The 26,215-nt window shown below is 34.1% G+C and carries 24 protein-coding genes; all 24 read right to left on the reverse strand.

The window, feature by feature from the left end; translation table 11 throughout:
• Nucleotides 1-142: 142 nt before the first annotated feature.
• Nucleotides 143-3,670 (reverse strand): tetratricopeptide repeat protein, encoded by a 3,528-nt coding sequence (locus ACMGGO_RS12020; protein WP_279494838.1) that lies wholly within the window; start codon nt 3,668-3,670, stop codon nt 143-145.
• A 1,874-nt stretch (nt 3,671-5,544) separates the two neighbouring features.
• Nucleotides 5,545-6,822: an IS110 family transposase gene (locus ACMGGO_RS12025; protein ID WP_131522764.1), complete on the reverse strand. Its 1,278-nt coding sequence runs from the start codon at nt 6,820-6,822 to the stop codon at nt 5,545-5,547.
• Between the two features lie 139 nt (nt 6,823-6,961).
• Nucleotides 6,962-7,198, reverse strand: a complete 237-nt coding sequence (locus tag ACMGGO_RS12030) for a hypothetical protein (protein WP_279494837.1) — start codon at nt 7,196-7,198, stop codon at nt 6,962-6,964.
• A gap of 56 nt (nt 7,199-7,254) precedes the next feature.
• On the reverse strand, nt 7,255-9,393 hold the full coding sequence (gene topB / locus ACMGGO_RS12035; RefSeq protein WP_279494835.1) for a type IA DNA topoisomerase: 2,139 nt from the start codon (nt 9,391-9,393) through the stop codon (nt 7,255-7,257).
• A gap of 43 nt (nt 9,394-9,436) precedes the next feature.
• Complete coding sequence (locus tag ACMGGO_RS12040) at nt 9,437-10,099, reverse strand: hypothetical protein (protein ID WP_225340976.1); 663 nt, start codon at nt 10,097-10,099, stop codon at nt 9,437-9,439.
• Entirely contained in the window at nt 10,096-10,896 is an 801-nt protein-coding gene (locus ACMGGO_RS12045; protein WP_225340975.1) for a hypothetical protein, read from the reverse strand. Before ACMGGO_RS12045 ends, ACMGGO_RS12040 begins: the two co-directional genes overlap by 4 nt.
• Nucleotides 10,893-11,072 (reverse strand): hypothetical protein, encoded by a 180-nt coding sequence (locus ACMGGO_RS12050; RefSeq protein WP_225340974.1) that lies wholly within the window; start codon nt 11,070-11,072, stop codon nt 10,893-10,895. The genes ACMGGO_RS12045 and ACMGGO_RS12050 overlap by 4 nt, the downstream gene beginning before the upstream one ends.
• A gap of 1 nt (nt 11,073) precedes the next feature.
• On the reverse strand, nt 11,074-11,481 hold the full coding sequence (locus ACMGGO_RS12055; protein WP_225340973.1) for a hypothetical protein: 408 nt from the start codon (nt 11,479-11,481) through the stop codon (nt 11,074-11,076).
• 138 nt (nt 11,482-11,619) lie between these two features.
• A complete protein-coding gene (locus ACMGGO_RS12060) occupies nt 11,620-11,853 on the reverse strand; it encodes a hypothetical protein (protein WP_225340972.1) in 234 nt (77 codons plus the stop codon).
• A 98-nt stretch (nt 11,854-11,951) separates the two neighbouring features.
• Nucleotides 11,952-12,728, reverse strand: coding sequence for a DNA-methyltransferase (locus ACMGGO_RS12065; protein ID WP_279494831.1), 777 nt, complete (start codon nt 12,726-12,728; stop codon nt 11,952-11,954).
• A gap of 136 nt (nt 12,729-12,864) precedes the next feature.
• Complete coding sequence (locus ACMGGO_RS12070; protein ID WP_420281924.1) at nt 12,865-14,568, reverse strand: LPD25 domain-containing protein; 1,704 nt, start codon at nt 14,566-14,568, stop codon at nt 12,865-12,867.
• A 13-nt stretch (nt 14,569-14,581) separates the two neighbouring features.
• A complete protein-coding gene (locus ACMGGO_RS12075; protein ID WP_004233235.1) occupies nt 14,582-14,842 on the reverse strand; it encodes a hypothetical protein in 261 nt (86 codons plus the stop codon).
• Nucleotides 14,814-15,245, reverse strand: coding sequence for a hypothetical protein (locus ACMGGO_RS12080; protein ID WP_004233234.1), 432 nt, complete (start codon nt 15,243-15,245; stop codon nt 14,814-14,816). Before ACMGGO_RS12080 ends, ACMGGO_RS12075 begins: the two co-directional genes overlap by 29 nt.
• 13 nt (nt 15,246-15,258) lie before the next feature.
• Nucleotides 15,259-16,491, reverse strand: coding sequence for a MobP2 family relaxase (gene mobP2, locus ACMGGO_RS12085; protein WP_340815464.1), 1,233 nt, complete (start codon nt 16,489-16,491; stop codon nt 15,259-15,261).
• A gap of 19 nt (nt 16,492-16,510) precedes the next feature.
• A complete protein-coding gene (locus tag ACMGGO_RS12090; RefSeq protein WP_420281925.1) occupies nt 16,511-16,981 on the reverse strand; it encodes a hypothetical protein in 471 nt (156 codons plus the stop codon).
• Complete coding sequence (locus tag ACMGGO_RS12095) at nt 16,974-17,309, reverse strand: hypothetical protein (RefSeq protein ID WP_004233226.1); 336 nt, start codon at nt 17,307-17,309, stop codon at nt 16,974-16,976. The genes ACMGGO_RS12090 and ACMGGO_RS12095 overlap by 8 nt, the downstream gene beginning before the upstream one ends.
• Nucleotides 17,309-17,602, reverse strand: a complete 294-nt coding sequence (locus tag ACMGGO_RS12100) for a hypothetical protein (RefSeq protein WP_004233224.1) — start codon at nt 17,600-17,602, stop codon at nt 17,309-17,311. Before ACMGGO_RS12100 ends, ACMGGO_RS12095 begins: the two co-directional genes overlap by 1 nt.
• Nucleotides 17,603-17,903: 301 nt before the next feature.
• Entirely contained in the window at nt 17,904-18,827 is a 924-nt protein-coding gene (locus ACMGGO_RS12105; protein ID WP_420281926.1) for a hypothetical protein, read from the reverse strand.
• 16 nt (nt 18,828-18,843) lie between these two features.
• A complete protein-coding gene (locus ACMGGO_RS12110; RefSeq protein ID WP_374805363.1) occupies nt 18,844-19,884 on the reverse strand; it encodes an NlpC/P60 family protein in 1,041 nt (346 codons plus the stop codon).
• The gene (locus ACMGGO_RS12115) at nt 19,881-20,486 is read right to left on the reverse strand and encodes a hypothetical protein (protein WP_328004019.1); all 606 of its coding nucleotides are present in this window, start codon (nt 20,484-20,486) and stop codon (nt 19,881-19,883) included. Before ACMGGO_RS12115 ends, ACMGGO_RS12110 begins: the two co-directional genes overlap by 4 nt.
• A 1-nt stretch (nt 20,487) precedes the next feature.
• The gene (locus ACMGGO_RS12120; RefSeq protein ID WP_374805359.1) at nt 20,488-22,446 is read right to left on the reverse strand and encodes a VirB4 family type IV secretion system protein; all 1,959 of its coding nucleotides are present in this window, start codon (nt 22,444-22,446) and stop codon (nt 20,488-20,490) included.
• A 22-nt stretch (nt 22,447-22,468) separates the two neighbouring features.
• Nucleotides 22,469-23,110: a hypothetical protein gene (locus tag ACMGGO_RS12125; RefSeq protein WP_216486337.1), complete on the reverse strand. Its 642-nt coding sequence runs from the start codon at nt 23,108-23,110 to the stop codon at nt 22,469-22,471.
• Nucleotides 23,103-23,426 (reverse strand): DUF5592 family protein, encoded by a 324-nt coding sequence (locus tag ACMGGO_RS12130; protein WP_374805357.1) that lies wholly within the window; start codon nt 23,424-23,426, stop codon nt 23,103-23,105. Before ACMGGO_RS12130 ends, ACMGGO_RS12125 begins: the two co-directional genes overlap by 8 nt.
• Nucleotides 23,426-26,200, reverse strand: a complete 2,775-nt coding sequence (locus tag ACMGGO_RS12135; protein ID WP_420281927.1) for a pLS20_p028 family conjugation system transmembrane protein — start codon at nt 26,198-26,200, stop codon at nt 23,426-23,428. The genes ACMGGO_RS12130 and ACMGGO_RS12135 overlap by 1 nt, the downstream gene beginning before the upstream one ends.
• Between the last annotated feature and the right edge of the window lie 15 nt (nt 26,201-26,215).

The following is a 26,215-nucleotide window of genomic DNA, read 5'->3' on the forward strand; positions in this document are numbered from 1 at the left end:
ATATTGTAAACGAGTGTTGTGTTTCTTTTATAAAACCACTTAGGTGGTGTGAATCAGTACTGATATTTTAAAATATCGTAGGTTATACTTTCCCACTTCATTGTAAATACGATTTGAAATTTTACTAAATTATTTGAAATGTTTAGGACTTAGCAAGCCATTCCGTTAAAAATTGTTTCAACAGTAATTTTTGATGTACTGAAAAAGGATTGAATTTTGTTTCAGTCCTCACCATTATATTAGATATGATAAAGTCTTTATTTCGGTTAAAGCAAATATACTCACAAATAAACCTAGTTATTGTATGTTTATCGTTTATTTGGATTATTTCAGTCCATAGCCAATAAAGAATATTTGAGACTAAATCTATCAAAAATTCTACCTTTAAATCTTCATTTTTAAAATAATTAAAAAGTAGTTGCATTTCATAATCCGTAACGTAATTTTTCTCTTTTATATAACAAGTGAAAACTTCATCTGTAATTGGTATTAATGTATAACCAGCCATTATTAGTTTACCCATTAAGAAATTTTGTTCTTCTTGCGTTTGAATTTTTCTGAATTTTAATAAATTCATTATATCTAGCGTAGAAATACAGTTAATATTAAATTCATTTTTAGCTATATCTCTTACAGTTGCACTATCAATTAACAGATTTAGTGATTGATTTTTACATATTTCAAAAATGTTTTCTAAGAATGGAATGTCTTTAGGATTAGAAACTTGATCTTTAATAACATTACCAACCATTATGCAATTTTCTTTAATCCAGTTAAGTATATACTCTTGATTTTGTACTGCTTCTTTTACTTGGCTTGGAGAGTATTCGATTACTTGTATTTTTTCATTTTCATATGACATTGTCTTAATACCATTGTGAATAGAAAGTTTATTATTGTAATATTCATGTAAGGCTGAATCAAATTGTTCTTGTTGAATATATAACTTGAATTCTGATTTAAGCATGTCAAGTAAATTTAAATGATTTAACATTAGTAAGGTAGTAAAATCACATAATATTCCTTTTGAATATAAAGCAATTTTTAAACCTGACACTAATTCCTCTATAGACCCATTTATAACCTTTATAGGAAGATCCTTATTATTAATTACATATGCCCATGTTTCAAAGGGGTTTCGATTTAAGATATTGACTAGAAAATTTATAGGTAGTTTATACTTAATAAATAATGTAATAGGTTCTTCTGTAGATTCCTTTGGCTGTTTTAAGTTAGAAATTAATTCAGAAGATACTTCATCATTTTCTAATACTGTAATTTTTTTGAAAATAGGATCATCATCTGGAAATGTACTTTCAAAGTTTTTAATAATATTTTGGTATTCTTTTATCCAGTTTTCTTCAGGATCATTAATGAACTGATTCAGCGTTGAAAAATTGTAAAAATAAAATCCCCATATTTTTGCGGAATTTTTTCCTACCAGGAGAGCTTTATACGCATATTCCATTGATTTCCTATATTCCATTGCTTCTTTATAGGCAAAACTTATTAACTGGTAATCTTCTATATTTCCACGTTTATTTACTTCATTTTCTGCAGCAGATAAAATTTCAAGGCAAGTTTGGATCTCCCCTTGTTGATAAAAGCAATTTGCGTAACTTAATTGGTATTTTAATTCTCTAGTTTGTTGATATAGTGATAAATAATTAAGCTTTGCCTTTTCATACCATCCAAAATTGAAATAAATAGTTGCAATTACCTCAGATAGGATAACAGATTTAAAAGGCAATTTCTCCTCAAAGTCAACTATTGTTTTGTATTCACCAAGTTCATAGAGAGTTTGGATATAGCGACTAACTATAGATTCGTGTTGTATCCAATTAGGAATTGTAATTATAATTTCTTTTAACTTTATATAATCATCTTTAGTGTGTTTATTGTAATAAGCTATACTTAAGATTACTTTTATAGATACCTTATCTTGATAATTGAATTTATCTAAATTGGGTTCTAAAAGAGATATCGTCTTTTCCCAATCTTGTTTTTTAAAGGCATAATATCCATTTAAAATGTCTTTGAACGAACTATTAAACTCGTCGATATTAAATGTATTAATTAATTCTATAATTTCCGCATGCTTTAATTTTGCAAACAACGCATCAATATATTTAAAATAGTATGAGAAGTTAGTATCGTTAGGCTCCCCCAGTAATTGGTTTTCTTGTAGAAGTTGTACTGCTTTAGCAGGAATGCTTGAATTTATATATGAATCAGCTAAGAGTAACATTTCATCTAAGTCTAAACCATCGATAGTTTTTTTCTCTTCTAATAAAACTATAGATTTTTCCCATTCATTAGAACCAATAATATTAAGAAGTAGATTGTCAAATATTTTACTTCTGTAATTTTTGTCTTTTTGAAATAATTCTTCATACAGTATCTTAGCTTCTGAAAACCTATTTGTTCTAAAGTAAAGACAAGCTTTTAACTCTTTTATTCTATCTAAAATATAAAAGTTCTCGGTTGTTTGCTTTTCAATACTTTCAAGAAGTGGTAGCACCCCTTTAAATGTAAGTTCTGGATATACAATTTTATTTCTAGACAGATTAGTCTCTAATTGTAATACTAATGCTTCAGCTTTTATTAATAACCAAACTATATTAAATTGATTATCTTGTAGTTTTTCACTTGCAAGATTAATGACTTTTTCAAACTCTTGCAAAAGAATCCATATACTAGCTTTTGTTTCCTCGAATTTTCCGTCTGATTCACTTTCAATAATATCAATAGCTTCTTTATATTTATTTTGGCCTATTAATACATTTAATAAGACACTAAGGTTTTCAGAAGTCTCTCCACCTATTTCAATAGCTTTTCCAATGTGAATTTCTGCTTTATTAAAACGTTCTTCAAATATGTTTATAAGAGCTAAAAAACGTTCTTTTCTAGCTTCGTTTTTGCAGTGTGTGATGGCAGTGTAGAGGTGTCGAATAGCCTTTTCAAATTCTCTAGTTTCAATAAAAGTATTTGCTATTACTATATGTAGCTCTAAAGTTTCGTCGGGCTTTAGATTTGGTTTATTTAATCTTTCAATAGCTTTTTCTCGAGCACTTTTTAAGAGACCTTTTTTCATTAGATCATTTAAATCATTAAATTCAGTAGGGGTAATTATTTCTTTTAAGTAACTATTATTCTCTTCAACTAAATTAGTAGTTAAAGCTTGCTTTTCAATCACTGTATTAAAGCCTTCTTTAATTGTTTCTTCTAAAGTTCCGATTTTGTATAGTAGTTCTAAAAATTCTGGATCCCAATTTTTTGTTTTATAGTCATTCATACAAAGAGCTATTAATTCAAAAAAGGGTTTTATTAAATCTTGGTACTCTCGATACGATTCCATATAGGGGTCGAGATTTAGTTCGTGTGTATTAATACTTGCTGGTGCCTCTTCTAAAATCCAGCGGAATACCTCATTTCTGTTTATAGAATCGTCTAATAAAGCTACTGCTAATTCATCAGGAATATTCAATACTGCTTTTGCGTCTTCAATAGCTGCTTTAAAAATAAGTGTAGTTTTTTGCGTATAATTGTCTCTTATCCATTTATCTTTAATATCACGAAAAATTTTTGTATTTGTAACTTTAGGAAGCAGATAGGACATAAATTTAGGAGCAATAGTTTTTAAAAAGATAATCGATGATGTAGTATTCAATTATATTCACCTTTCATACATGATTTATTTTTCGTATTTATTAAGTATATGGTCATGGGGCAACTACTGAGAATATTGAGTGACTGCTGATACACCACAGGAGTGAAGTAGTAGGGAAGAATGACAACTGTCTCTGAAACGTGTCCTTTAAAATATAAAAATAATGGATCCAATAGGTAATTTTATTTTAAAACAAAGTAGACTAGAGGCAAACCTTCCAGTGAAGTATTATAAGGTAAAGCATTTCTGAAAACTACCTATAAACCATCTTTAAATAATCTCCCTTTCTTATACCGCCTTTATATTTCTTCTGGATTATGGTAATAATCATTTGGACATCTAGCTGACTGATTATATGTTCTTCTGCATTTCAAAGATAGTTTGTAAGAGGTAATAAGTACACATTTTACATACGTCTACAGTATATCAGACATCCATGCAGTGCTATTGTTCTGCTGGTTTTATTGAAATTAAATAAGCTAAAATATTCAATTTTTTACTTTAAAAGGAATTTCAATTTGTCCAGATCGAACTTTTAGGTTCCTTTGGATATCTTAAAGTAACCAATTCCACTTTTCATATTTCAGTTCCTTCCTCACCTTTCACTTTAAATGCTTCAAGTTGTTTGTGTATGCTGCTTATAATAGCTTCATAAGAGAAATTAAAGGTGTTTTTATTTAACTTTAATTCCTGTTCCCTTTTATTTGTATCTCTTAATTCTCTTACACACTTATGTAAGATGTGTTAAAATTTTTGGAATTCAAAGTAATTTCTTTTCGCACAAATTAAACAACTATATTTTTAGCCCCGTTCTTTTCTTAGAACGGGGCTATACTTATTGAAGGTTTTGAAATTAATAACTTTAATTGTTTAATTCTTTTGCCTTATAGTAAATAATCATTCTGGATAAAAATATCTGTCAGGTGAACACTTTGTATTAACCATAAAATCTGTATCCCTAAGAGCTTTAATTGTATCTTTTCATTGTAGTTCCTTTTCAGTTTAATTTAATTTATAACCAAAATCCTATATAAAGTTATAAATATAAAAAGTAATACATAAAATAGGAATATAATATTATATAAGTAGTTCTTTTTAATATATCCTCCAAAATATAATAACCATATTTTCTCATAAAATCAATATTAAAATATATTTTACATATATAATCTATTTTCAACGCAGACTATATAGAAAACTATTTATAGAATTCTTTTAACCATCAATATTCTTATTATGGTTTCAAACAATTCAACATCTCAGCATTCAAAAATTTCAATCCTGATACTCCCTTTAATAATTTTAATCACATGTGTTATAGCTTTATTCTTTTGAAATATGTCAGTGCCTTATACAAAAGAAATACTAATTCATCATTTATCCAGTTAACTCAAATTAAAAGGATTCATCAAATTCGATGAATCCTAAAAATAACTAATAATAATTAAAATATAACTTTGCCATCCATACATTATGTGATTAAAAATAAGAAATTCTAAATCACCTCCCTCTATAAATGTTGATATATCAACGGTCTGACCCGTTTTTAAAGTGATGAAAATATTTTTTCACCGCATAGTACATATAGTCTTTTCTAGTTCTTCAATTCATTGTCATTTGGTGAGTACGCTTCGCTAAAGTTAATTGAAAAAAATTAACTTTTAATTCCACTATATGATGCACTAATGGATCTCTGCGATGCTTATGACGACTCACCCTCCCATGTCTCTTGGCGTCTAGCGCATACATTCCTTCGTTCGGTCTATTCATAAGGCAGAGGCTGGCGATGCTCCTTAAGGGACTCGTAGTCTTATGGTGAAAATAATGCCGGCTTCTCCGTGTCATCCTTCTGTTAGAGGTCGAGTTCTGATTGCTTAGGCTGCCTCTCCGAGACAATAAAGGTCTTTCATCATTTGGCTCACATCAAAATGTACTTTCTTCTTGCACAAGGTGTGTAAAATCTTCAGTAACTTTCCACAGAGCACGACAATCGATTGTTTCTTTCGAAGTGGATTGATGGTGCGTGTAGTGTAATAATCATGTAATTGCTTAAAGGCCTCATTATGACGAATTAACGGTATCATGACACGGAATAAAAGAGCTCGAAGTTTTCTTCTACCACGCTTAGAAATCCGTTTTTGTCCTTTATGCTGTCCAGAAGAGTTTTCACGTAATGTGAGTCCCGCTAGTTTGATTAATTGGCGTGGATGCTCATATTGTGTAAGAGAACCAACTTCGGAAAGCAGCTCGACAATTGTTACGTCTCCGATTCCAGGTACTGATGCTAAATACGCATAATCCGTCATTTGTTTTGCCAGTTCTATAAGCTGGACTGTTAATTCATCAAGCTGAGCTTGCATCAATTGATACTGGGAAAGTAGTGTAGCGATTTCAATGCGTGCCATCACTAAGCCTTCTGTCAGTCCAATCGAGCTTTGTGCCACCTCGACTAATTGTTTTGCCTTTGGTAGCTGTGGACTTTTCATCCCATCTACTTGGCGGTATAAAAATAATAATTCTTCTGGCGTTTTCCCTTGAATGTCCATCGGCAGTGGTGTCTTTTCAAGCGCCGCATACGCCATTTTCCCGAAGTTTTTAAATACCTGTGTAAACTCAGGAAAAAAGCGATCTAACCAACGGATCATTCGATTTTGTAAGGCATTTACATCTTCTTGGATTTTGGCACGCAAGGTTGTACCATTACGCAATTCAGCTTCCACGCCTTCTAGAATACGTGGGTAACTAAATCGTCCATCTCGCATTAAACGTGCAATGACGAGCGCATCCTTTTGGTCATTCTTTGTTTGAAGATTGTCATCTAGCTCTTTGGAACGATTGACATGATGAGGATTCACCATGATAAATGGAATTCCATGTGCTTGAAGATAGGCAGCGAGATTCATCCAGTAGTGACCTGTGGGCTCGAAACCGACAAGAATTTCACTTTTTTCATGGGTAGCACGTAAAGCCAGTAATCTTTCATAAAAAGCATCGAAACCTTCTCTTGTTTGCGAGAAAGGGAACGATTTATGGAGCACGCGTCCTCTTTCATCAACCGCGCATGCATAATGTGTACGCTTGGCAATATCGATACCGATGACGAGTGTTTTTTCAGAGACTTGATTAATCTTTTGGTTCCTATTAGAATTCATAAAAGGAGTCCTCCTGTGTGATAGTGGGTCAATGGCTGTTGACACTCATGCATCATACAAGAGGGCTTTTCTGATTTCAAGCCCCTGAAAATCCTTCTAACAGGAATGCTCCTTAAAACAAAAAAGACTCACTATATAGTCAGTCAAAATAAAGCTTATCAAATATTTTACCCATCAAGAAAATAGCTAAAATAAAGCTAATAATTCCACCACTGCTTATAGCCAATAACGAAAACATCAGGTGTGGCACACCATATAATGACCATAAACGTAAAAAGACCAGGTAACTACCTAAACATCCAACTAGAGCAGCAATTATATAACCCAAAATCAAAGTAGGATTTTTTATTTTTTGTCTTGCCTTAGTTCCTAGCACGATTAGTCTCCTTTCTTACGGTCCATTTTCAAGAAATGACTCCCTAATAAAATGACCTATTTAGAAAATTCAAATGTCACTTTGTCACCAGTTACTTTTAGTTTTGCATCAAACGATTTATCAGTTTTCGATTTAAAGCCTTTTATGACTGACGTAATCCCTTTTTCTAATAAATCATTGATATTTTTTTCCGTAAGCTTTTTAGTTGCAATTATTTTATTAATCGAAAACTTACAACCATTTTTATACTCGCTGCACCCTAAAAAAGTTTTACGATCTATCATTTGACCTTTCTTACAACAAGGACAGTTACCTTTGTTATTGTTTGCTTGTTCTATCTTTATTGTTTGCTCTATATTACTAACTTGTCCTATTTTTTTCGGTGCTTCCTGAATTAAATTCATGATAAAAGCTTTAATATTAGAAATAAAATTCTCAGGTGAACTTTTTCCAGTTCCGATTTCTTTTAGCTTTCCTTCCCATTTAGCAGTCATTACTGGACTTGCAAGTAAAGTACCCTCTATTGCTTCACATAAAATTTTGCCTTTATTCGTCACAGAAACAATATTTTTCGTTACTGTAATATACCCATTTTTCTTAATGGTTTCGATGATACTAGAACGTGTGGCCTCAGTCCCCAACCCCTCTACCTCGTTTAAGATTTCCTTATCACTTTCATCATCTACTGTTTTCCCAGCGTTTTTCATTACTTTAACTAGATCACCTTCTGTATAGGGCTTAGGAGGCGTTGTATGCCCTTCTTTGCTTTGAAGGATACTTAATACTCTTTCATCTTTTGAAACGCTAGGAAGCACCTTATTACTGCCATTTTCCACATGTTCTTCATCATCTGATTGTACAAATAAAGCTTTCCAACCTTTTTCAATTTCTACCTTTCCAACAGTTTCAAATTTCACATTATTTACAGCTGTGACAATTTTCGTTTCCTCATACAAGTAGTCACTATGGAACATAGCAAGTGTATTACGCAAAACCTCATCATAAATATGCTTTTCTTCAACCGATAAGCTGTTTAATGTATTAGCACTAGGTATTGTCTTAGTTGGTATTATGGCATAATGCTCTTGAACTTTTGTGCCATCTACATATCGTTTATTAGCAACTTTATTAGGGGTAAAATCGACATTTATTAACTGCATATAATTTTCAACATTGTTTGACAAGTAAACAAATTCATTTTCAGTAATGAAATTTATACTGGTACGAGGATAAGTGACTATTTTTTTCTCATACAAAGACTGCATTATTTCTAACACTTTAGAAGGGCTGTACTTCCATCTTTTATTAGCAATCTTTTGTAGTGTTGATAAAGAGTGTAATCTTGGTGATTTTATATGTTTCTCTTTTGTCTCTATTTCTAAAACTTCACCTGTAATTTCTTTATTTAATACCAGGTTTTTTTCTTCTAAAAATGAAATTAATTCTTTAAGTGTATCTGTCTTAACCTTTGCCTTACCTGTATATTGGCCATTTGTTGATTTAAAATGGCCAACTAATTCGAAGAATGGCTTAGATACAAAGTTCTCAATCTCTTTTTGGTGTTGGTAGATCATATAAACTAATGGGGATTGTACACGGCCAATACTTAAACTTGCATTAAGACCTTTATTTTGCAAAAGCAAACTATACAAAGGACTAGCGTTCATTCCTACAAGCCAATCTGATATTTGACGAGTTTTTGCTTCGCTGTACATTAATAAATCTTTCTCATTTGATTGTAAGGATTGAAAGCCTTTGACAATTTCATCTACTTCAAGTGAGTTAATCCAGAGCCGTTTAATCGTTTTATTTTTTGCACCTGTCATGTTGAAAGTAGAATAGAATATATTGCTACCTTCACGATCAATGTCACATGCGTTGATTACTACATCAGCGTTATTAATTAGCTTCTTTACAGCATTAAATTGAACTTTTTTATCCTCAGAAACCTTATACTCAAATTGTGCTGGAATGATAGGTAAATTTTTAATATCCCAGTTTTTCCATTCTTTTCGATATTCCCCTGGCATTTTCAAGCCAACAAGATGTCCAATTCCCCATGTGATGACTGCTCCATCTGGAAATGTGCTACAAGGTTTTAGTTCAATGTGTGTTTTTTCTCTTTTTGCTACTTCAAAAGCTTCGGCATAAGCTTTTGCTTGTGAAGGTTTTTCGGCTAATATGACTGTATTCATTCTAATAACCACCTTTTATATATTTTTGACTTTAATAAACAGGCTACATATTCAAGTTAGATAACCTTGCAAATAGTTCACTTTCTTCTATATTTTTAGATGATTCTAAGTTTCTATAAAGTTCTTCATTTTGAAACTGAAGCTTATCTAGTAACTGGTTCAGTTCATCATAAGGTAAATATATTTCTAACTCAGATATATCGAAAATGCTATTGAATTTTATAGTGAGTGCGGTATAGCTAACACCCCATCCTGAACAAGTTTGAAACCAAAATTCCCACTCAGTTAAAGCTAACAAAGTTATAAGTTCGTGCTTGTGAATAGATTTCCTGATATAAGGTAATGAAACAAATGCACTTGATGACAGAATAAGTGAGTTTAATATATTCATCTTTTCGCTGTTAAGGACTGGTTCAGAAAGGCTTTTTATTTCTTCTAATCGTTCCTTAATCAAGGGAAGAAATTCATTTTGATAGGGCAACTCTAATGTTGTTAAATCTACAGCTTGAATAATTTCATCATATGAAATTTCATTTTTAAAAAATTCATTTAAGATTTCTTTATTGAAGAGTCGTCCATATCCACCCCAGTACATAGGCATATAGAGATTTTCAAAGTGAGATTCTTTAAATAACAAAAAATGTATAGGATTTGCAGTGATTGTTTGATCAATGTTTATTTGGTTCAATAATTTAATTAAATTCATTTTTTCACTACCTCCTCAAGTAAGCAATTCCCATGAAAAATCAATTCTTTATGTTCTTCAATCCATTTATTCACATAACTTTGTAAATCTTTTACTAAAACAGTCATCGTATTAAAAACAAAGAATACATTTTCCCCTGTATCTCCAACGTACTTTATGGTATTATCATCAAGCTCAAAAACCGCAACCTCAATCATATTTCCTATATCAAGTACAACCTCAACTAAATATTTTTCACCGTTGTATTCATAGCGATATTTTGAAACAGTTTCTTCTTTACCAAGCCCATAATTTACAGGAACGTTTTTTAATTTGTAATCGTGCAACATGATTATTTCTTGTGTAAAAAACGAAGTTGTTTGAGCTGGGTAGTTATCACGAATATCAAATAATTCCATATTATTTTTCATCAGTTCCATAAACTCAACTTCTGAAACATCTTCAGGATTTAGAACACCATTAATCAAAATATCTTTTGTATATGACGTTTTCTCCCATTGCAAAGTATAAGAGCATCCAAATTCTCTTAAAAGTTTTATATTGGGTTCAAAATTCAAAACATTTTCTGTATCAATAAAACATCTAATAAATTCAAATAAATAACATGAATTTCCATTACCAAAATCAATTTTTTGTTCATTTAATTCATTTTCTGACTCAAATAATTTTTCGTTTCCTTTAGTATCAAACACTTTAAACAACACATTTACGCTTGTGGCCCCAATATTAACGCCTTTGTACATAAATGGCGTATCTGCTAAAAATACATAATCATAACCTAATCTATATTTTTTCATTTGTTATACCTCTCTTCAATTAAGTGCCAAATGGCAAAACTTATCCCGCAACTTTCACATTTATGCGATGTACAGCCTACTGTTTGCTCTTGTTCATATATTTTTTGCTCCCTCTCACACCAGGGACATTCTACAGAAAATGGTTGAATAATATCTTCATTTGTTTCTTCTGACATTTCAAACTCCTCCTTTATCATTAACAATTAAATTATGTTGTTTCTGCTTTTTATGAATAATTATTTTCTGAACTAAAAATAGAACCGCATTTAAAACAAGATAAATTACAATTATTAATGTTGTACTTTCCTGGTTTCCTAAAAACGATAAGCCTAACAATGTACATAAAGATAAACAAAGCAAAAAGGATTCTAATATGGTTTTTGACGTTCGAAATGTAAATTTCAAGCTTAGTGACAATGCGAAGGAAGTCGTAATTAAAAAAACCATAAGCCCCTCGATACCTTCACGTACATTGTCACTACTGATAAAGGTTGTTAATACACACACTCCATCGATACTTAAATAAAGCATTGTTAATATCAAGAAACACTCACTCAACCTCTTTAAAGGCTTTAAAATTGCCATATTACACACTCCTTCCGTTCTAAATAATTAAATTTGATCTACAAAGCCTGAAAAACTCCCTTTGATAAGAAAAAGGACTCACCAATTTTGATGAATCCTTAACCTTTGAATATTTGTTAGATTTTAAAAATCTTTTCACTAACGTTCATAAAATCCTTTGTCTTGTTTTCTAATTGTTTTTTTCTCTTTCATTAGTTTATTTTCTTGCTGCAGATCATTTATATCAAAATCAGGAGGAACATTCACAAGATTTCTTAAAAATATACCACTATCAACTAGCCATTTAAATTCCTCTTCAATGTTGTAATTGTGATCTTTCGCTATATTTTCATCAACTTCTATTACCGCAATCATTTTTATTTTTTCAGCCATAGACACATCTCCCTCAATGATAATAACAATAGTTGTTTAACTGCTAAGACTCACCAATTTTGATGAGTCCTGATCTCTTTAAAATTAAATATTACTTTTCACTTTTTTAAGGACAAAATTTCAACTGGTTTTAAACCTAACTTTTGTCTATTTTCGTTTACTCGTTCTCTCCCCCCTTCACAGTATTCTGAATCCAACTCAAAACCAATCCAGGAACGTTTTGTATTGTCACATGCTACAGCTGTAGTAAATGCTCCCATACAGTTATCTAACACTGTGTCACCTGGATTTGTATAAGTTAGGATAAGATACTCAAATAGTGATAATGGTTTTTGTGTCGGGTGCCAAGTTTTGCTGTCACGTGGAAAATCAATTACTGACTTAGGGTAGTTTTTCCTTTTCACGATATGTGGTTTACTTAATGTTTCATTTCTATCTCCTAGTATTTTCATTTTAGGAGAATTTTTTATTAATACAGGCTTACAATATATAACTCCTTGCGGATTGTATGTCGGCAGTTTTTTATAAAAGACACATACATTTTCATGATTTTTTAGTGGCATCTTATTGGCATTTGGGAATCCTGTTGTGTGCTTTCCTTTCTTCCAAATCCACTCATATCTGAACAGTTTAAGATTGGACATAATTAATTTACTAGTGAATGGCTGGCTTGCCGTTAATACAATAGCTCCGTTATCTTTGATAACTCGCTCGTACTGCTCCCACAAAAGCTCAAACGGAATAATCGTATCCCAACGACAGGTAGTCGTTCCATAAGGAAGATCTGTCAGGATTAAATCAACCGACTTGTCTGGTATGTACTGCATACCCTCTAGGCAATCCATGTTATAAATAGTATTTTTGTTAATGTTCATAGCTTTTTTCCTCCCGACATATTATAATTAAATCAGGAGAACAAGCGTTCTTTTACATACTTTTTAAGAGGCTTGAAGGGACAAGCCTCTTTAATTTTTCAATAAAAATAACGCTAGTCAAATTGACTGCGCTTCCTTAACGTTCATATGCAATACATCTTCGCTTGTGTTTGGTACCCACTTCATTTTTCAATACTTCATCATGAGCACCAGGTATTTTTTGTTGCAACTCTTTCTCTACCTGGACTGACTCAGTTAATTGGCCACCACGCTGCTTTTCATCAGCATACAAAGCGAGTTCCTTTAAAATTTCCTGATGTTGCGGATCAGTTAGCTTATTTTCTGCAATGAGTTGATCATATGGACTCTTGTACTCTCCATCACCAATATCCAATCGATCTGGATTAACTAGATCGACTGTATCTCCGTTTGGAATTAATACATGGTATCGAGTTTTGAGATAACTATATGCTTTTTCTTTATCAGAAAACACTTCCTTTTCAAGCAGCGCCATGCGTTCATTTCCTTCAGCAAACCCCATTAATTCATTAGACATTAGTTCACTTTCAGACCATTGGATTAGGATCTTCGGATTAGTCACTTCTTGCTGATTAATGAGGGCAAAATTATCTTTAAACGTATTATTAAACACCTGGATAAAATCTGCATTTACTTGCTCAAAGGTAAGTAAATCATCACTGACACTCCTAAGTTGATCCAATTCCTGTTTAAATGCTGGATGTTGTAATTGCTCAACCTTATTAGTGATTATGTCATGAATAATTTCTTTTAAGTCCTCAGCTTCAATTGCACGCAAGCTGGCATTCGATAAAGCCCCGTACTCGATTAATAGCAGCTGCACAGGCTTCATTAATTCGTTCTCTTTTGCACGTTGAATTTCTAAAAAATGATTATCGATGGTTTCTATAAATTCACTCGCTGCTGTTCTCACACCATTTAGTAACATTTCTTTATCTTTTAATTCTTTACCTTGTTGTGTCCAGCTGGCCAAATAAGAAAGACTAAAATTTTCAGTATCAATCCCATATCGACTGGCCACGACATAGGACACCATTTCTGCTTGAAATTCACGTTCTGCTGTAGTAAAGCTATCTCGAACATCAGGAGTGTGCAGCCTAGCATGTGCTAACTCATGAAGTAACGTAGTAACATTTTCGTAAGCTGTATTTCGTGGGTTTAAGGCAATTATTTTTTCATATGGATAAGCAACACCTTTCGCTACTCCTAATTCACGTGGAGGTACTGGTAATATTTCAAACCCAATATTTTTAGATACTTTATGCAAGGCTGCTAACATTTCACCTTCATTTTCTATCACTCCATCCTGGTGATACTGGCCAAAGATTTCAGAGACAGGCATCCCTTTCTCTCTTGCATCTGTTTGGGTATATTCAAATACATGGCCAATTTTAAAAAACAACTTTTTTTCAGTTTCTAGCACGCCATTTTTAATTTGTGCTTTCTCTCTTGAATTAGCGAATTGCATCTGTATCCATTCATCATCACGTTTAAAATATGTGACAGGTGTAGGGACAAATATTTGAATCCCCTTCTCACCTTTTTTAACAGATACACCCTTGTCCTGCCAAAACTTAAATGAACCTACTGCTTTTGCACCCATGAACTGATTTTGAATCAAAGCCATGTTACGCAAGGAATAGTTATAAAATATTGACATAAAAGCTAAATGCTCTTTTAAAGCATCCTCAGTTATAAAATAGGAGCTTAGTTGATTGGTCATTTTCTCTGATAATTCTTCGATCTCTTTTTGCTTTTCCTCTGCTGTTTTTGCTGTATATTTTTTACGTGTCATCACCATAATCTCTACTCCTTTAAAGTTCTTCAGGTACCAAATGGGCATCTGCTAATTCATGACGTTCTGTTTCAGGAAAATATTCAAGTAATGAGGTATCCATAATTATTTCATGGCTTTCTTGATTGAATGGCACAATAAATGTACCTTGTTGAATTGCCCCAAAGATAAACTGTCGATTATCCTCTGTTAGCTCTACTTTTAGGTCTACACTATTTACTCGAAGCGTAACATGCTGTTCTTCTAACTCTTTAATAAACGCATATTGAATGTTGTTCATTTTTGCCATCCCTCTTATTTTCAAAATTTTTTAATTCATTAAATGCATTCCACCAGCTTTTAATGATTTCTTCTGCAGCCTCTTTCGAGGGCATGTTTGTAAGTTCTTTTAGATATTTTTGTGATCGATAATAAAAAGTTTGGTCATCATCGTACTCACATAGTTCATCCAAAGCCAGCTCTCGATGTATAAGATAATTTTTTCCATCAAGGTTCTGAATTAAATAGCTCATGGGGGAAATCCATCTACTATTTTCGTCAAAGAAACCAATTTCTTTTGGAGCAGACATCACAACAATATCTAGATTATTATCAATACACGACATACACATTACTCCTTGATATGGTTCTTTTATTACATCAAGTACTTTATTGCATGATTCACATCTGACTTGATAGGACATTTAATAACCTCCTCTAACGCTCATATCCATCTAACATGCGGTCAAATTCTTCCATGTTTCGTTCTTTTTTAAAGTCGTGATACGTTTTTCGTAACCGATAATTCAAATTATTTAGTGCCTGGTTTAACCCTTTAGAAACATGTAAATTTTGACGATACATAGGAGCTTGATACTTCCTTTGGGATTTAGATAGTTCAAACAAACGATGATCAGCTTCCTTTTGATAGGCACGCATTTCAGTTAAAACCGCATTACCCATACGTTTTTTTAAATCCTCTAATTTTGTTTGTTTATAGTTTTGATACTTGCTACCTTCTCCGTACTTTTCTTTCATGACTTCAACTTCTTCATCCAGTAGCCGATGAAGATCTTTCATTTCATTTTTATAGTAACGTTTTAAATATATATCAACGATCTGATCAATATACGGCCTTGCCCCATCAATTGACTGATAACCATACCTCCATTGAGAACGATCTTGCGGTAATCGTTGAAGTGCCTCTCGAAAAAGCCTTTTCGTTTGACGGTGTGTAGATAAATCGACCCCCTTTTCCTTTTTTAAATTCACACTACCTCGTATCAAATCGGTAATAAGATTACGTTCTTTTGTGCGATCCATAATAAGGTTGGCCACTTTCGACTTCATTTTATCAAGGGAACCTTGTTTTCGTTTGGCACGTAGTTGTTCTTCCCATTTACCTGTTTCAAAATTCTTTGTCCACTTTTTAACCCGTGTAGGTATCGGCTCAACTGTCGCTATATGAACATGAAGGTTGTCTGTGTTGTAGTGAATAGCTGCAGACCATACCGCACTATCGATCATATTCTCTGCTTTTAACATTTCGTTTACTGCAGCGCGCACAATATTTTTCATTTTCACTTCATTGACCTGTCCACCTTCATCCATTAATCCATACTTTTGTAGCCAAGTGTTATCGAAACTAATCACATCTTGCCAAAGTGGAGAACCATTTTCTTGAGCCTGCTTGAACAAATCTTTTAATGAATTTTTTTGATCCATATTGATAATATCTTCAGTAGATGAAAACAATGCACCTTGCTTGTTTTCATCTCCCATATAGTCCATATACTGATAAAAAACAGAAAAGGAATCATTTTCATCAGTAATAATTTTCTCGTTCACTTTCGCAGCATCACGATCAATATAATTAATAAAATCCTGATATTCATCGCTTGATGGCATAACAAATCTACTTTTTAAAACAACGCCAGGAGAATTATTCATATTTATCTCCCTCTATCCATTAAGAACTTTGATTATCTGGCAACGCTCTTTTGGTTTCCTGATCGATTTTCTTTTGACGATTATGTGCAATACGATTTTTTATTAATTCCTCAGCTTGATTAAAAGGCACTGTTTTTAATCGATCAGTAGAACCTAACTGTTTTGCCTCTGTCATAATGAAATAGTGATTCCAAAATTCAAGCATCATTTGAGTATTACGATCAATAACATTACTTGTTACACGTACTCGCTTTAAATCCTCTGTTAGTGGCTCCAATAAACGTTGCAGGTGTTGTAACATTATTGCATCTATTTCAGTTAGTAACGTTTGATTTTGAGAAGATTCATTAGCAAAATATGAATCAACTAGATACTCAATAACAGCCCCATGTGAAGATAATTTTCTATCCTTCTTTAACTGTTCAATTTTTTTAATAGTGGACTCAGTTAAGAAGAGATTTTTTTGTTGCTTCTTATTTTCATTACTCATTTTGTTTCAACTCCCTTCCGCCAACTTCCAATAATTGTTGTTGAATTTCTTCCTCATCGCTGTCAAATAGTAGGTACAACATCGATTCAATTTGCAATACATGTTTATATAGCTCACTTTGTTGTAATAAATATTGCTCCATCTGTGTTTGAGAAGCTGTTACAACTTTTTCAAAGCGATCTCGTTCCTCAATGAACACATCAAAATAAGCTATCCGTTCAAGCAAAGATTTTAAATAAACCTGGCGTGACACTTTTGCTTTTTTAGCAGCTTTATCAATTTTATCTATTGCTAATTCATCGACATCTCGAATTAATATAGCACCCATTATTCGTTCACCTCTTGCCCAAAAACTTTTTGCACTTCTTGGTTTAAAATGCCCTCAATTGAAATCAGTTTTTTCAGCAACTCTTCATTCGATTTTGCAAAAGTCGCAAACACTTCTATATGCATCCCCAGCATTTCTTCGAAGCGATTTTTTTCTTCTTGAAATAAATTTGGAGTCGTTATTCGTTTCAAGTGAAGATTAATAAAATCATTTTGTGTCATCTTCTTTTTTTTGGCCATGCTTGTTATTTTTTTCTTTAATGCTGGATCAACCCTTGCCTTTATTTCAGCCATTGTACAATCTCTCCTTTACTTCAAAGTCGCTAGGGCGTTGAGCGTTTCGTCTCTAAAAGAGGCGAAACTGAAAATAGCCTGCGAACGCAGGCTATTGAGTGAAAGAGCATAAGGGAAATCTGCTATCACCTGGGGTGATAGACTAGGCAGAGCCTAGTATTTCGGTGTCCCCATAAAAATGCGCTTTTCTACATGTTTTCTATACAAACATATATTCCCTTCTATATATTTTCTATATAGTTTTTGAATAAAAATTCAAGCTATTTTTCCCACTCTTACAGATAAATTTTATCTTAATCAACTATACTGACCTGTCATTAGTGACATCTTTTTTCTTTTCATCTGAGCCAATCATTTCAATTTTTTCTTGCAACTTCTTTCGCTTATTTTGTAATTCTATTAGTCGATTTTGATAGTCTTTTTTCTTCTCATTGACGTTTTCAATCGCTGTTTTTTTCTTTACAAGTTGTAGACGTACTTCTTGTTTTTCGTCTTCCGTCTTATAGGCAAGCTCACTTTCTAGATGCTTCATTTCGTTTTGTATTGAAGCAATAATGTCATCTTGTAAGGGAATCTGTTCTCCTTCCAATGTACGAATCTTCTTATCAATTTGGTCAATTTCAAGCGCAATAAATTCTTCTTGATAGGCGAACTGTGTCTTTTCTTTCAAGGTTTTATCCTCACTTATTTTTCGATAATCGCCAACAATAATCTTTTCTTTCGGCTGTGGTAAATCTAAAACAGCTGATGGATCGACAGCGCCTTTTTCAGCCAACAGTTTGTCCCTTGCCTCACTTTCAAGTATTTTTTGATCACGAATTTCCTTAACAAATAAACCAATAACAGAATACTCTTCAGGCACTTTTGAAATATGAAGAACGTACTGATTATCTTTTTGATAGATAATTTTCACAGGGTAAGACTCCAATGATTTGGACGCTTTGGCCGCAAATGCAAATGTAGGTTTTACGTTATCTGAACCTGTGTGTCGTGTTTCCAGCAATACTTCCATGAACCCTTTTTCGGGATTATAGTGCCATTTTTTTAAGATTAATGTCGTTTGTTCTAAACCAACTATGTCTTTGTTAAAAGGTGTTTGTTTAATTGGATTATCATCATACATCCACAACTTGGATGTGAAGATAATCAAAAAACTAATGATGAGAAACGACATCAGACTTACATAAAATTTATTTTCTAAGCCTTTATTTATTTTTAATTTCACAATTTAACGCCCTCCTTTATTCAGAGAAATTGGCCACTCTTCCATAACCCACAATGACAGATCCCCAATAACCTGTTAACGCGTCATCATAACGCACACCATCGTTTTGCGAGTTAAACATTTTTCCGTTTCCTACATACATACCGACATGTGTAACTGGTGCGTAATTAGCACTTTTAAAGAAAATTAAGTCGCCTGGTTGCAATTGATCCCGTGTTATTGGTTGAGCAAATTTGTATTGTGTATAGGCTGTACGTGGAAGTTGGATGCCTGCTTTTGCGTAAGACCATTGCATTAATCCTGAACAATCAAAGCCCATATTTGGATTGTAACCACCCCAAACATAGGACCATCCTTCGTACTTTAACATCTCGTTTAAAATCGTTTTAAAAGCTTCATTTCCAACAATTTGAGAACCCATAGGCGAACAATTCATCGTTAATCCACCCAACTCACTAGCAAATTTCGTGACCGTTGGTACCCAATGTGCATTTAATCCGTTCGGATCATTTGCTGCCCCGATGGGTGCATAAACACTCCCTAATGACTCAATTGTTGAGAGTCCGTCATCAATAATGCGACGCTTTAAATTCGCCATTGTGTATGACAACCCTTCCTCTAATGTGGAAAAATGCATCAACTTAGACCAACCTGTAGCTGGGTCCATGATGCCTCCTGGATTGTTTTTATTTACAACCGCATTGGATGTACCTCGACCTGTTTCGTGAAAAGCAATTGCTGTAGCCAATACAGGATCAATACCATTTAATCTTGCAAGTTCTATAAATAAATCTCCTTTTCCAGTGAAAGCCCCTGCATTTGAAAAGGCTGCATTCCAGCTTACTTCATCGATTTCTCCTGTCACAGAACAAGCTGATAAACCATTTCCTCCAATAGAATGATTGTTTGTTGAGCCTCCTACTGCACCTATTATCATGATGATGGCCAACAAAATGACAGCTACAATCGCAAAGAATGAAAACCCTAACGACCCTGCAATCCATACCAAAATCTTTTTACCAATCTGCTGTCCAATAAAATTAATGAGTTGCTTCATACACGACTCAACTCTTTTACAAACCATTCTCCCGACTCAGAAAGTGTCAAAGATATTTTATACATGTTGGATTGTTCTCTAACTTTTTTACCTGCAGAAAGCACATCCCATGTGGCATAGACCATGAATTGTATTTCTTGATCTCCTGAAGCCTTTGTAGGAGAAACATCAAGTGACTGGACTTTCCTTGTTAGTTGATCCTTCGGAGCCATTACTTCATTTTGTACAACAATTAAAAAAGGAGCTGTAGAAATTTCCTTCCACATCTCCATATCTGTATTATTTTCTAGCCAAGCTTGCATAACTTTTTCCGCTAATTTTTCTGCTGCCTGTACCTTATCTTCACCGAATTTAGCCCCATACTCAGCGTCATAATCGATTTCCGTATTCCCTACAGGTACTTGTTGATCTTTATCGGTTTCCGTCTCTGAGTCTGTTCTTTCTTCCTCTATTGGTTCTGTGTAGCTGTATTCATTTTCTCCCTCAAAACCTGTATCATCTTTATTTTTACCATCATAGAAGAACATTTTTATCATGAACCCTAACATGACCAAACCAATGAATAGTACCAAGATTAATTTTGACATTGTAGAACGTTCCACGTTACATTCCCCCTCTAAACATTGCCAACTCTTCTTCTGATGCTTCTACGCTGAACATTAAATTCCCTACTCCATTAATAGATAGTAGACAATCTCCTTGTTGGAACTGCGGTATTTGCGCCAATTCACTTTCGCTGATTTGACCCTCAAAAATCGTTCGCATAGCATCTAATGTGTTGGCGTCTTGCCCCATGATAAATTTGTACTGTGTTAATTCAAATAATGTACGAATCTTTGTCACAACTTCCGAATCTGCATGATCAGGTACATAATCTCGAATGGATTGACTAGCTAATACAATGCCACCAAAATACTTACGGGCTTCTCGTTCATAATCAATTAAATAGTCCACAGCTAACAGATTATTAGCATTGATAAAGCGATGAGATTCATCAATAACGAGGAAAAACCGAATAACATCCTCTTCATTGAAATTACTATCTTCATAAATTGCTCGCATTTGAGGTGTACCAATTTGAATAAGATTATCCCATATCAACGTTAATGCACTATACATTTGGGCATTAAATATATTTTTCTCTAACCTTGTTAAATTACGGACAGAAAAGAAAATCACTTGTTCATCTGTAAAAGCTGGAATGGATGTGTGTCCATCGAATAAATGACCATAACTGTGTACTAAATTATCAATTACTAATTCAATTTTTTCTAGACGATTGGCTCTAGTCATAGACAACTCTTTACGAATAATACGTTGTGGTAAATCCTCATATAATTCATTCCGCACATACTGTAAAAATTCACTGAATGTCGGATATTCTTCATTCGCTAACTGAGTTACACCCGTACTTTGAATCCGTTCTTGGAAACCTAAAGATACATAAAACAAACGTAATACTTTTTTAAATTCTTCTAAGTCTTCGGTTGAAGGATTATTCGTTAAAAATTGATAGAAGGTTGTAACTTTTGAAAGGTGTTGCATAAAGCTAAGTTCTTCACTTTTTTGATCTGTGCCATCTGAAATACGATAAATTTGCAAAGGATTTATGATACCTTGACTGCCATCTAAACTAATTAATTGGCCATTCAAAGATTCTTCTACTAACGTGGCAAATTCGCCTGTTACATCAAAACCCCGTATCACATTACTACGACAAGCATTATCCGTTGTCAGCTTTTTCAACAGTGTCGATTTTCCTTTTCCCATCGTTCCAGCAACAACGGCATTAAAAAATGTACGCTGTTTGTCTCGATGAAACAGATCAAAAATAACATTACCACCACTAAATGTTGTACCTAAATAACTGCCTGTGGGATCGTTAAGCTCTGAAAAATGAAAAGGCAAACCTGCAGCTAATGAAAGCGCTGGTACGCCTTTACTTTCTCTTTTATTTGGAAAGGTTTGTTGCTCTTGATAAGGAACAAAAAGGGACTGCCATTCCCAACTACTTTCATTAAGAAATATCGTTCCCTTATATCCATAACTAATTAAATCCGTTTCAACTGCTTGTACTTTTTGTTCCAGCTCATGAATCGTTTTTGCATGTACAAATAAACGAATGTCGACAAGCTTTACGACCTCACCCATTTGTGAAATTTCCTGATAAAGCCTTTCTAACTCTTGATAACTATTTTGAGCATCCATTTTTTCAGATTGATGTTTTCCACTTGAATAACGTACGGTCTGCTCTAACATACTTTTATTAATCGCACTAACGGTTTCATCTTTAGGCATTGTGGCATTATCCATCGTTACAATGACATCACGCATGGAGAATATTTTTTCTAACCATAGTTTTGATACATTCGTTGGATAGTCCCATATGTGAATACAGGCCTCATAACCGTCTCCTTTTTGAATGTATTTATCTTTAAATTGAATACCGCCTTGCGGTTGTATAGCAGCTAAAAAAGTGGGATTATACACTTTCTCTTGTTTCTCCTCTTGCTTCATTTTATCTGGCTGCTTCATCTTCATAAGAGAGTCTAATAGCTTCATTGTTAAACATCCCCTCCTCTACTTATAATTTAGAATTTTGATTAGACATCATAAATAAAATGTCTTGCTTCTTTTCTTTTGTTAAAGCTTGCAAAGGGAATGATTGTCGCATCCCTCGCACTACTTGTTTTTTTTCATCCTCTAAAGTCTGAGTTGACTTCGCATAGATAAACAAGAAAAATTCACGGTTTGTCCGTTCGCGTTCTAAAAACTCTAACTCAAATAACTTTCTGTTGATAAAACGTAAACGTAATGGATCTGTCGTTTTCTCTTTTTTTCTTTCCCAATACAGCCTTTGCTTTTCTGTATTGGCTGGAAAGTTTAACCCTACAACTTTGTGCTGAGATGAAAAACTACGATAAAAGCGTGCATTTTCTAAAAGTTTTACTGTTATATCGTTATCCGTTAGTGAGTGTAAATCACTAGGCATAATTTGAAAGATGTCCATAAAGTACCCTTTTTTCATCACAATGTACTCGTCAGTTATATCGATAAATGGCATAATCATAGGCGTCTTCCGTAAAACATGAGATTTTCTTTCAACCTTCTTTTTTGCCTTTTTATTCTTTAGAAAAAAAGGATACTTTTTAAGGAAGCTTTTTTTAGACACTTTTTCCTCGGTATAAGAAGGGACAATAATTGGCTTGATTTCCTCTTTATTCACGATGTTCCCCCTCTCCATATAAATAATCATTCATAATTTTTTTGACATCTAATGCATGATAAGTGTATTTATTACGCTTGAAATATAAATACAATGACATGTAATTTTTGAGTCGAGGGTTATTCCTAGAAGGCAATACCATCCAAAACAAGGTACCACTTGCCATCAATATATAAGGAATAAACAAAATACCATGTACTAAATCTTTTAATACGGTGAAAAAAAGAAAGAAGCTAACCAACAAAATGATTAACTCCTTTACTTCTAAACCAACAATTTTAGGCTTTGCCTTAATTTCTTTTGGAATGTCATACATTATTCTTGGTCACTCCCTTGTCTTTTTCCTTTTCCTATATTATTGGTCATACGACGAATATTTTGACCAAGTGTAAAACCACTATTACCAGCACGTGTCACGCTTTCTTTCAGTTGTTGTACAGATGGATTACCACCAAGAATGGTATTTGTATGCACCACCTGTTTATGTCCATATGTTTTAGGATCAATGGTAGTTGACTTTTGATTAGGCTGAACAATACCACCTTGTCCTCCTACAGTCGAAACAACTGGTCCTTGCTGTACAACGTTTGATCCTCCTGTTGGTTGACTAACTACTTGTGCCTGTGTCGAATTTTGCGGTGCAACATGTTGGACATTTCCTGAAGCACCTTGTTGAACTACTCCACTAGTAACAGTTTGATGCCCATTTCCTATAACCGTTGGAGCTGTCACTCCTGGTGTATTTGGTTGTGGTGCAACTCCTACAGATGGGATTGTTTCATTTGTTTGACGTTTGTTTGAACCTGTCGATACATTTCCTGTACTTGATGGTGTTATTACTCCTGATGTGCCTGCCTGTTGTGTAACCCTTCCAGGTGGGATTACTTCACTTGCTTGTCGGACGTTCGACCTCATTGGAACATTTCCTGTATTTGCTGAACTTGTCATGCCTGGTGTACTTGACTGTGTTGAGATCCCTTCAGACGGGATTGCTTCACTTGTTTGACGAACGTTTGGACCTCCTGTTGGAATAGTTGCTGCTGTATCTACTTGTCTTGTCACGCCTGATGTACTTGGCTGTGTTGAGATCCCTTCAGACGGGATTGCTTCACTTGTTTGACGAACGTTTGGACCTCCTGTTGGAATAGTTGCTGCTGTATCTACTTGTCTTGTCACGCCTGGTGTACTTGACTGTGTTGAGATCCCTTCAGACGGGATTGTTTCACTAGATGGAATTGGCTCATGTTCTTGTCGCTGAATTGGTCCCTGGTGCATGTCGCCATCATGACCAGTTACACTTTGTATTGAAGAATCAACACTAGGACTTCCTGATATAGGTTGACTTTCTTGACGTTGCATAGCACCCCGTTGTGAAACATCACTTGTGCTTGTATTTGTTGGTGGTTTAGCTGGTGTTGTTATTGTCTTTGGTTGGATTGGTGGACTTCCTTTTTCCTTTCCACCTTGACTTGGTATTTGACCAGGTTGAACACTTCCCATACTGCCTGGCATACCCACTTGGTTACTGTTATCACTAGATGGAATTGGCTCATAATCTTGTGAAGTTGCAGCTATCTGATCATGTGCATTCAATCCATCACTTTCAACCGATGACGGGATAGAATCTGAAGTACCCCCCATAGTAGAATTTGAATGCTGTTCATCTGATTTTGGCATGGTTTTTACATCGCCACTACCAGGTATCGCTGGCACAGAAGTACGTTTTCCTACCTCTGACGGTGTTTCTGTACGCATTCCTTCGACAGTTCTCTTCGCCATATTTGCGCCACCTGCTACAGTAGCAGCACCTTTTTGAGCTACGTTTTTAAGCGCCTGTGCGCCAGCTGTCAATGCTTTACCTCCTGCATAAGCTCCCATCATCGCTTGCCATCCATTTCGTAAACCTGCATCAATACCAAGCATACGTTGAACAATATCAGGAGCATCAATCAATGCCCAAGCCCCAGCAATCATGAGTATGACGACACCGAACATCCCAATATCCGTCTTTAATCCGTTTGCCCAATTCACAAACAAAACGAATAGTTGGAGGAGACCCGTCATTATAAAGATCACGACAAAAGTATTGACCATTTCCACCAATACTTTTTTTGTCCGTTGTCCACCTGTAAGGTCACTCGCTGCAATGAACATACCAAAAATTTGATGGAACGCTAGATCAAAAATAGCACGGCCAATTTTTAGAACTGTGATACCTAACGCAATAGACGTTACCAGTAAGGACACAATTAAAGACAGCCAATTGACATGATAACGATAATAAGTTTCTCGACCTATTTTCGTCATAGGGACCGCATTATCTTGTAATTCTTCGACTTGATAACTGTCGCCAACACCTGTCGGAACTGATTTCGTTTTTAAAACCTCTTTTGACTCATCACTTAATTGCTTTACCCAATCTTCTTTAAAAAGCCAGCCATCATCTTCATGCAAATCAAGCTTTTGTAAAAAGGGGATGTGCAAGGCTGATGAATCAGAAAAACGATTTGCATAAGTATAATCTGTAGTTCCTACTGAACTATTTTCTTTGCTCGCTGGTCGTGGAGGTGAACTTTCATCCCCACGTGTACTACTAGCAAATTGAAAATCATGTTCGGCATAATACAAAACGTCAGCCACATTACTTTTGATCATATTACTAGCAAGCGTCTCATTTTCAGGATTCATTTGTTCAATTCCGACACCAATAATCTTCTGCATATTAGACATTAAATCTGGAATGATGACGATAAAACATACGGCCATCACAATATTTAAGAGAATTTCTTTACGTTTTTCCACTTTATTTAACATAAATTGAAAGCCCAGGACCACAAGAGCTATAAAGAATACTATCCATATTAATGGTCTTGCTTTATCCATAAACTCTCCCATTGCGCCCGTAGCATAAAAATCATTGAGTGTAATAATTTTGGTCACTATGTCTTCTAATAATTGATTCAACCAGCTTAATGTGTAGATAATGCCACTTCCAAGCGCCCTAAACACATCTTGCCAAAGAAAGCCATCACTCACATGCAAAATGGATTCCAGTATCTTATGTTTCTCGATAATTTCATTATCTTCCATGAATGAATCCTCCCT

Origin of the sequence: Lysinibacillus sp. BNK-21, assembly GCF_048684915.1 — a bacterium.
GTDB classification, from domain to species: domain Bacteria; phylum Bacillota; class Bacilli; order Bacillales_A; family Planococcaceae; genus Lysinibacillus; species Lysinibacillus capsici.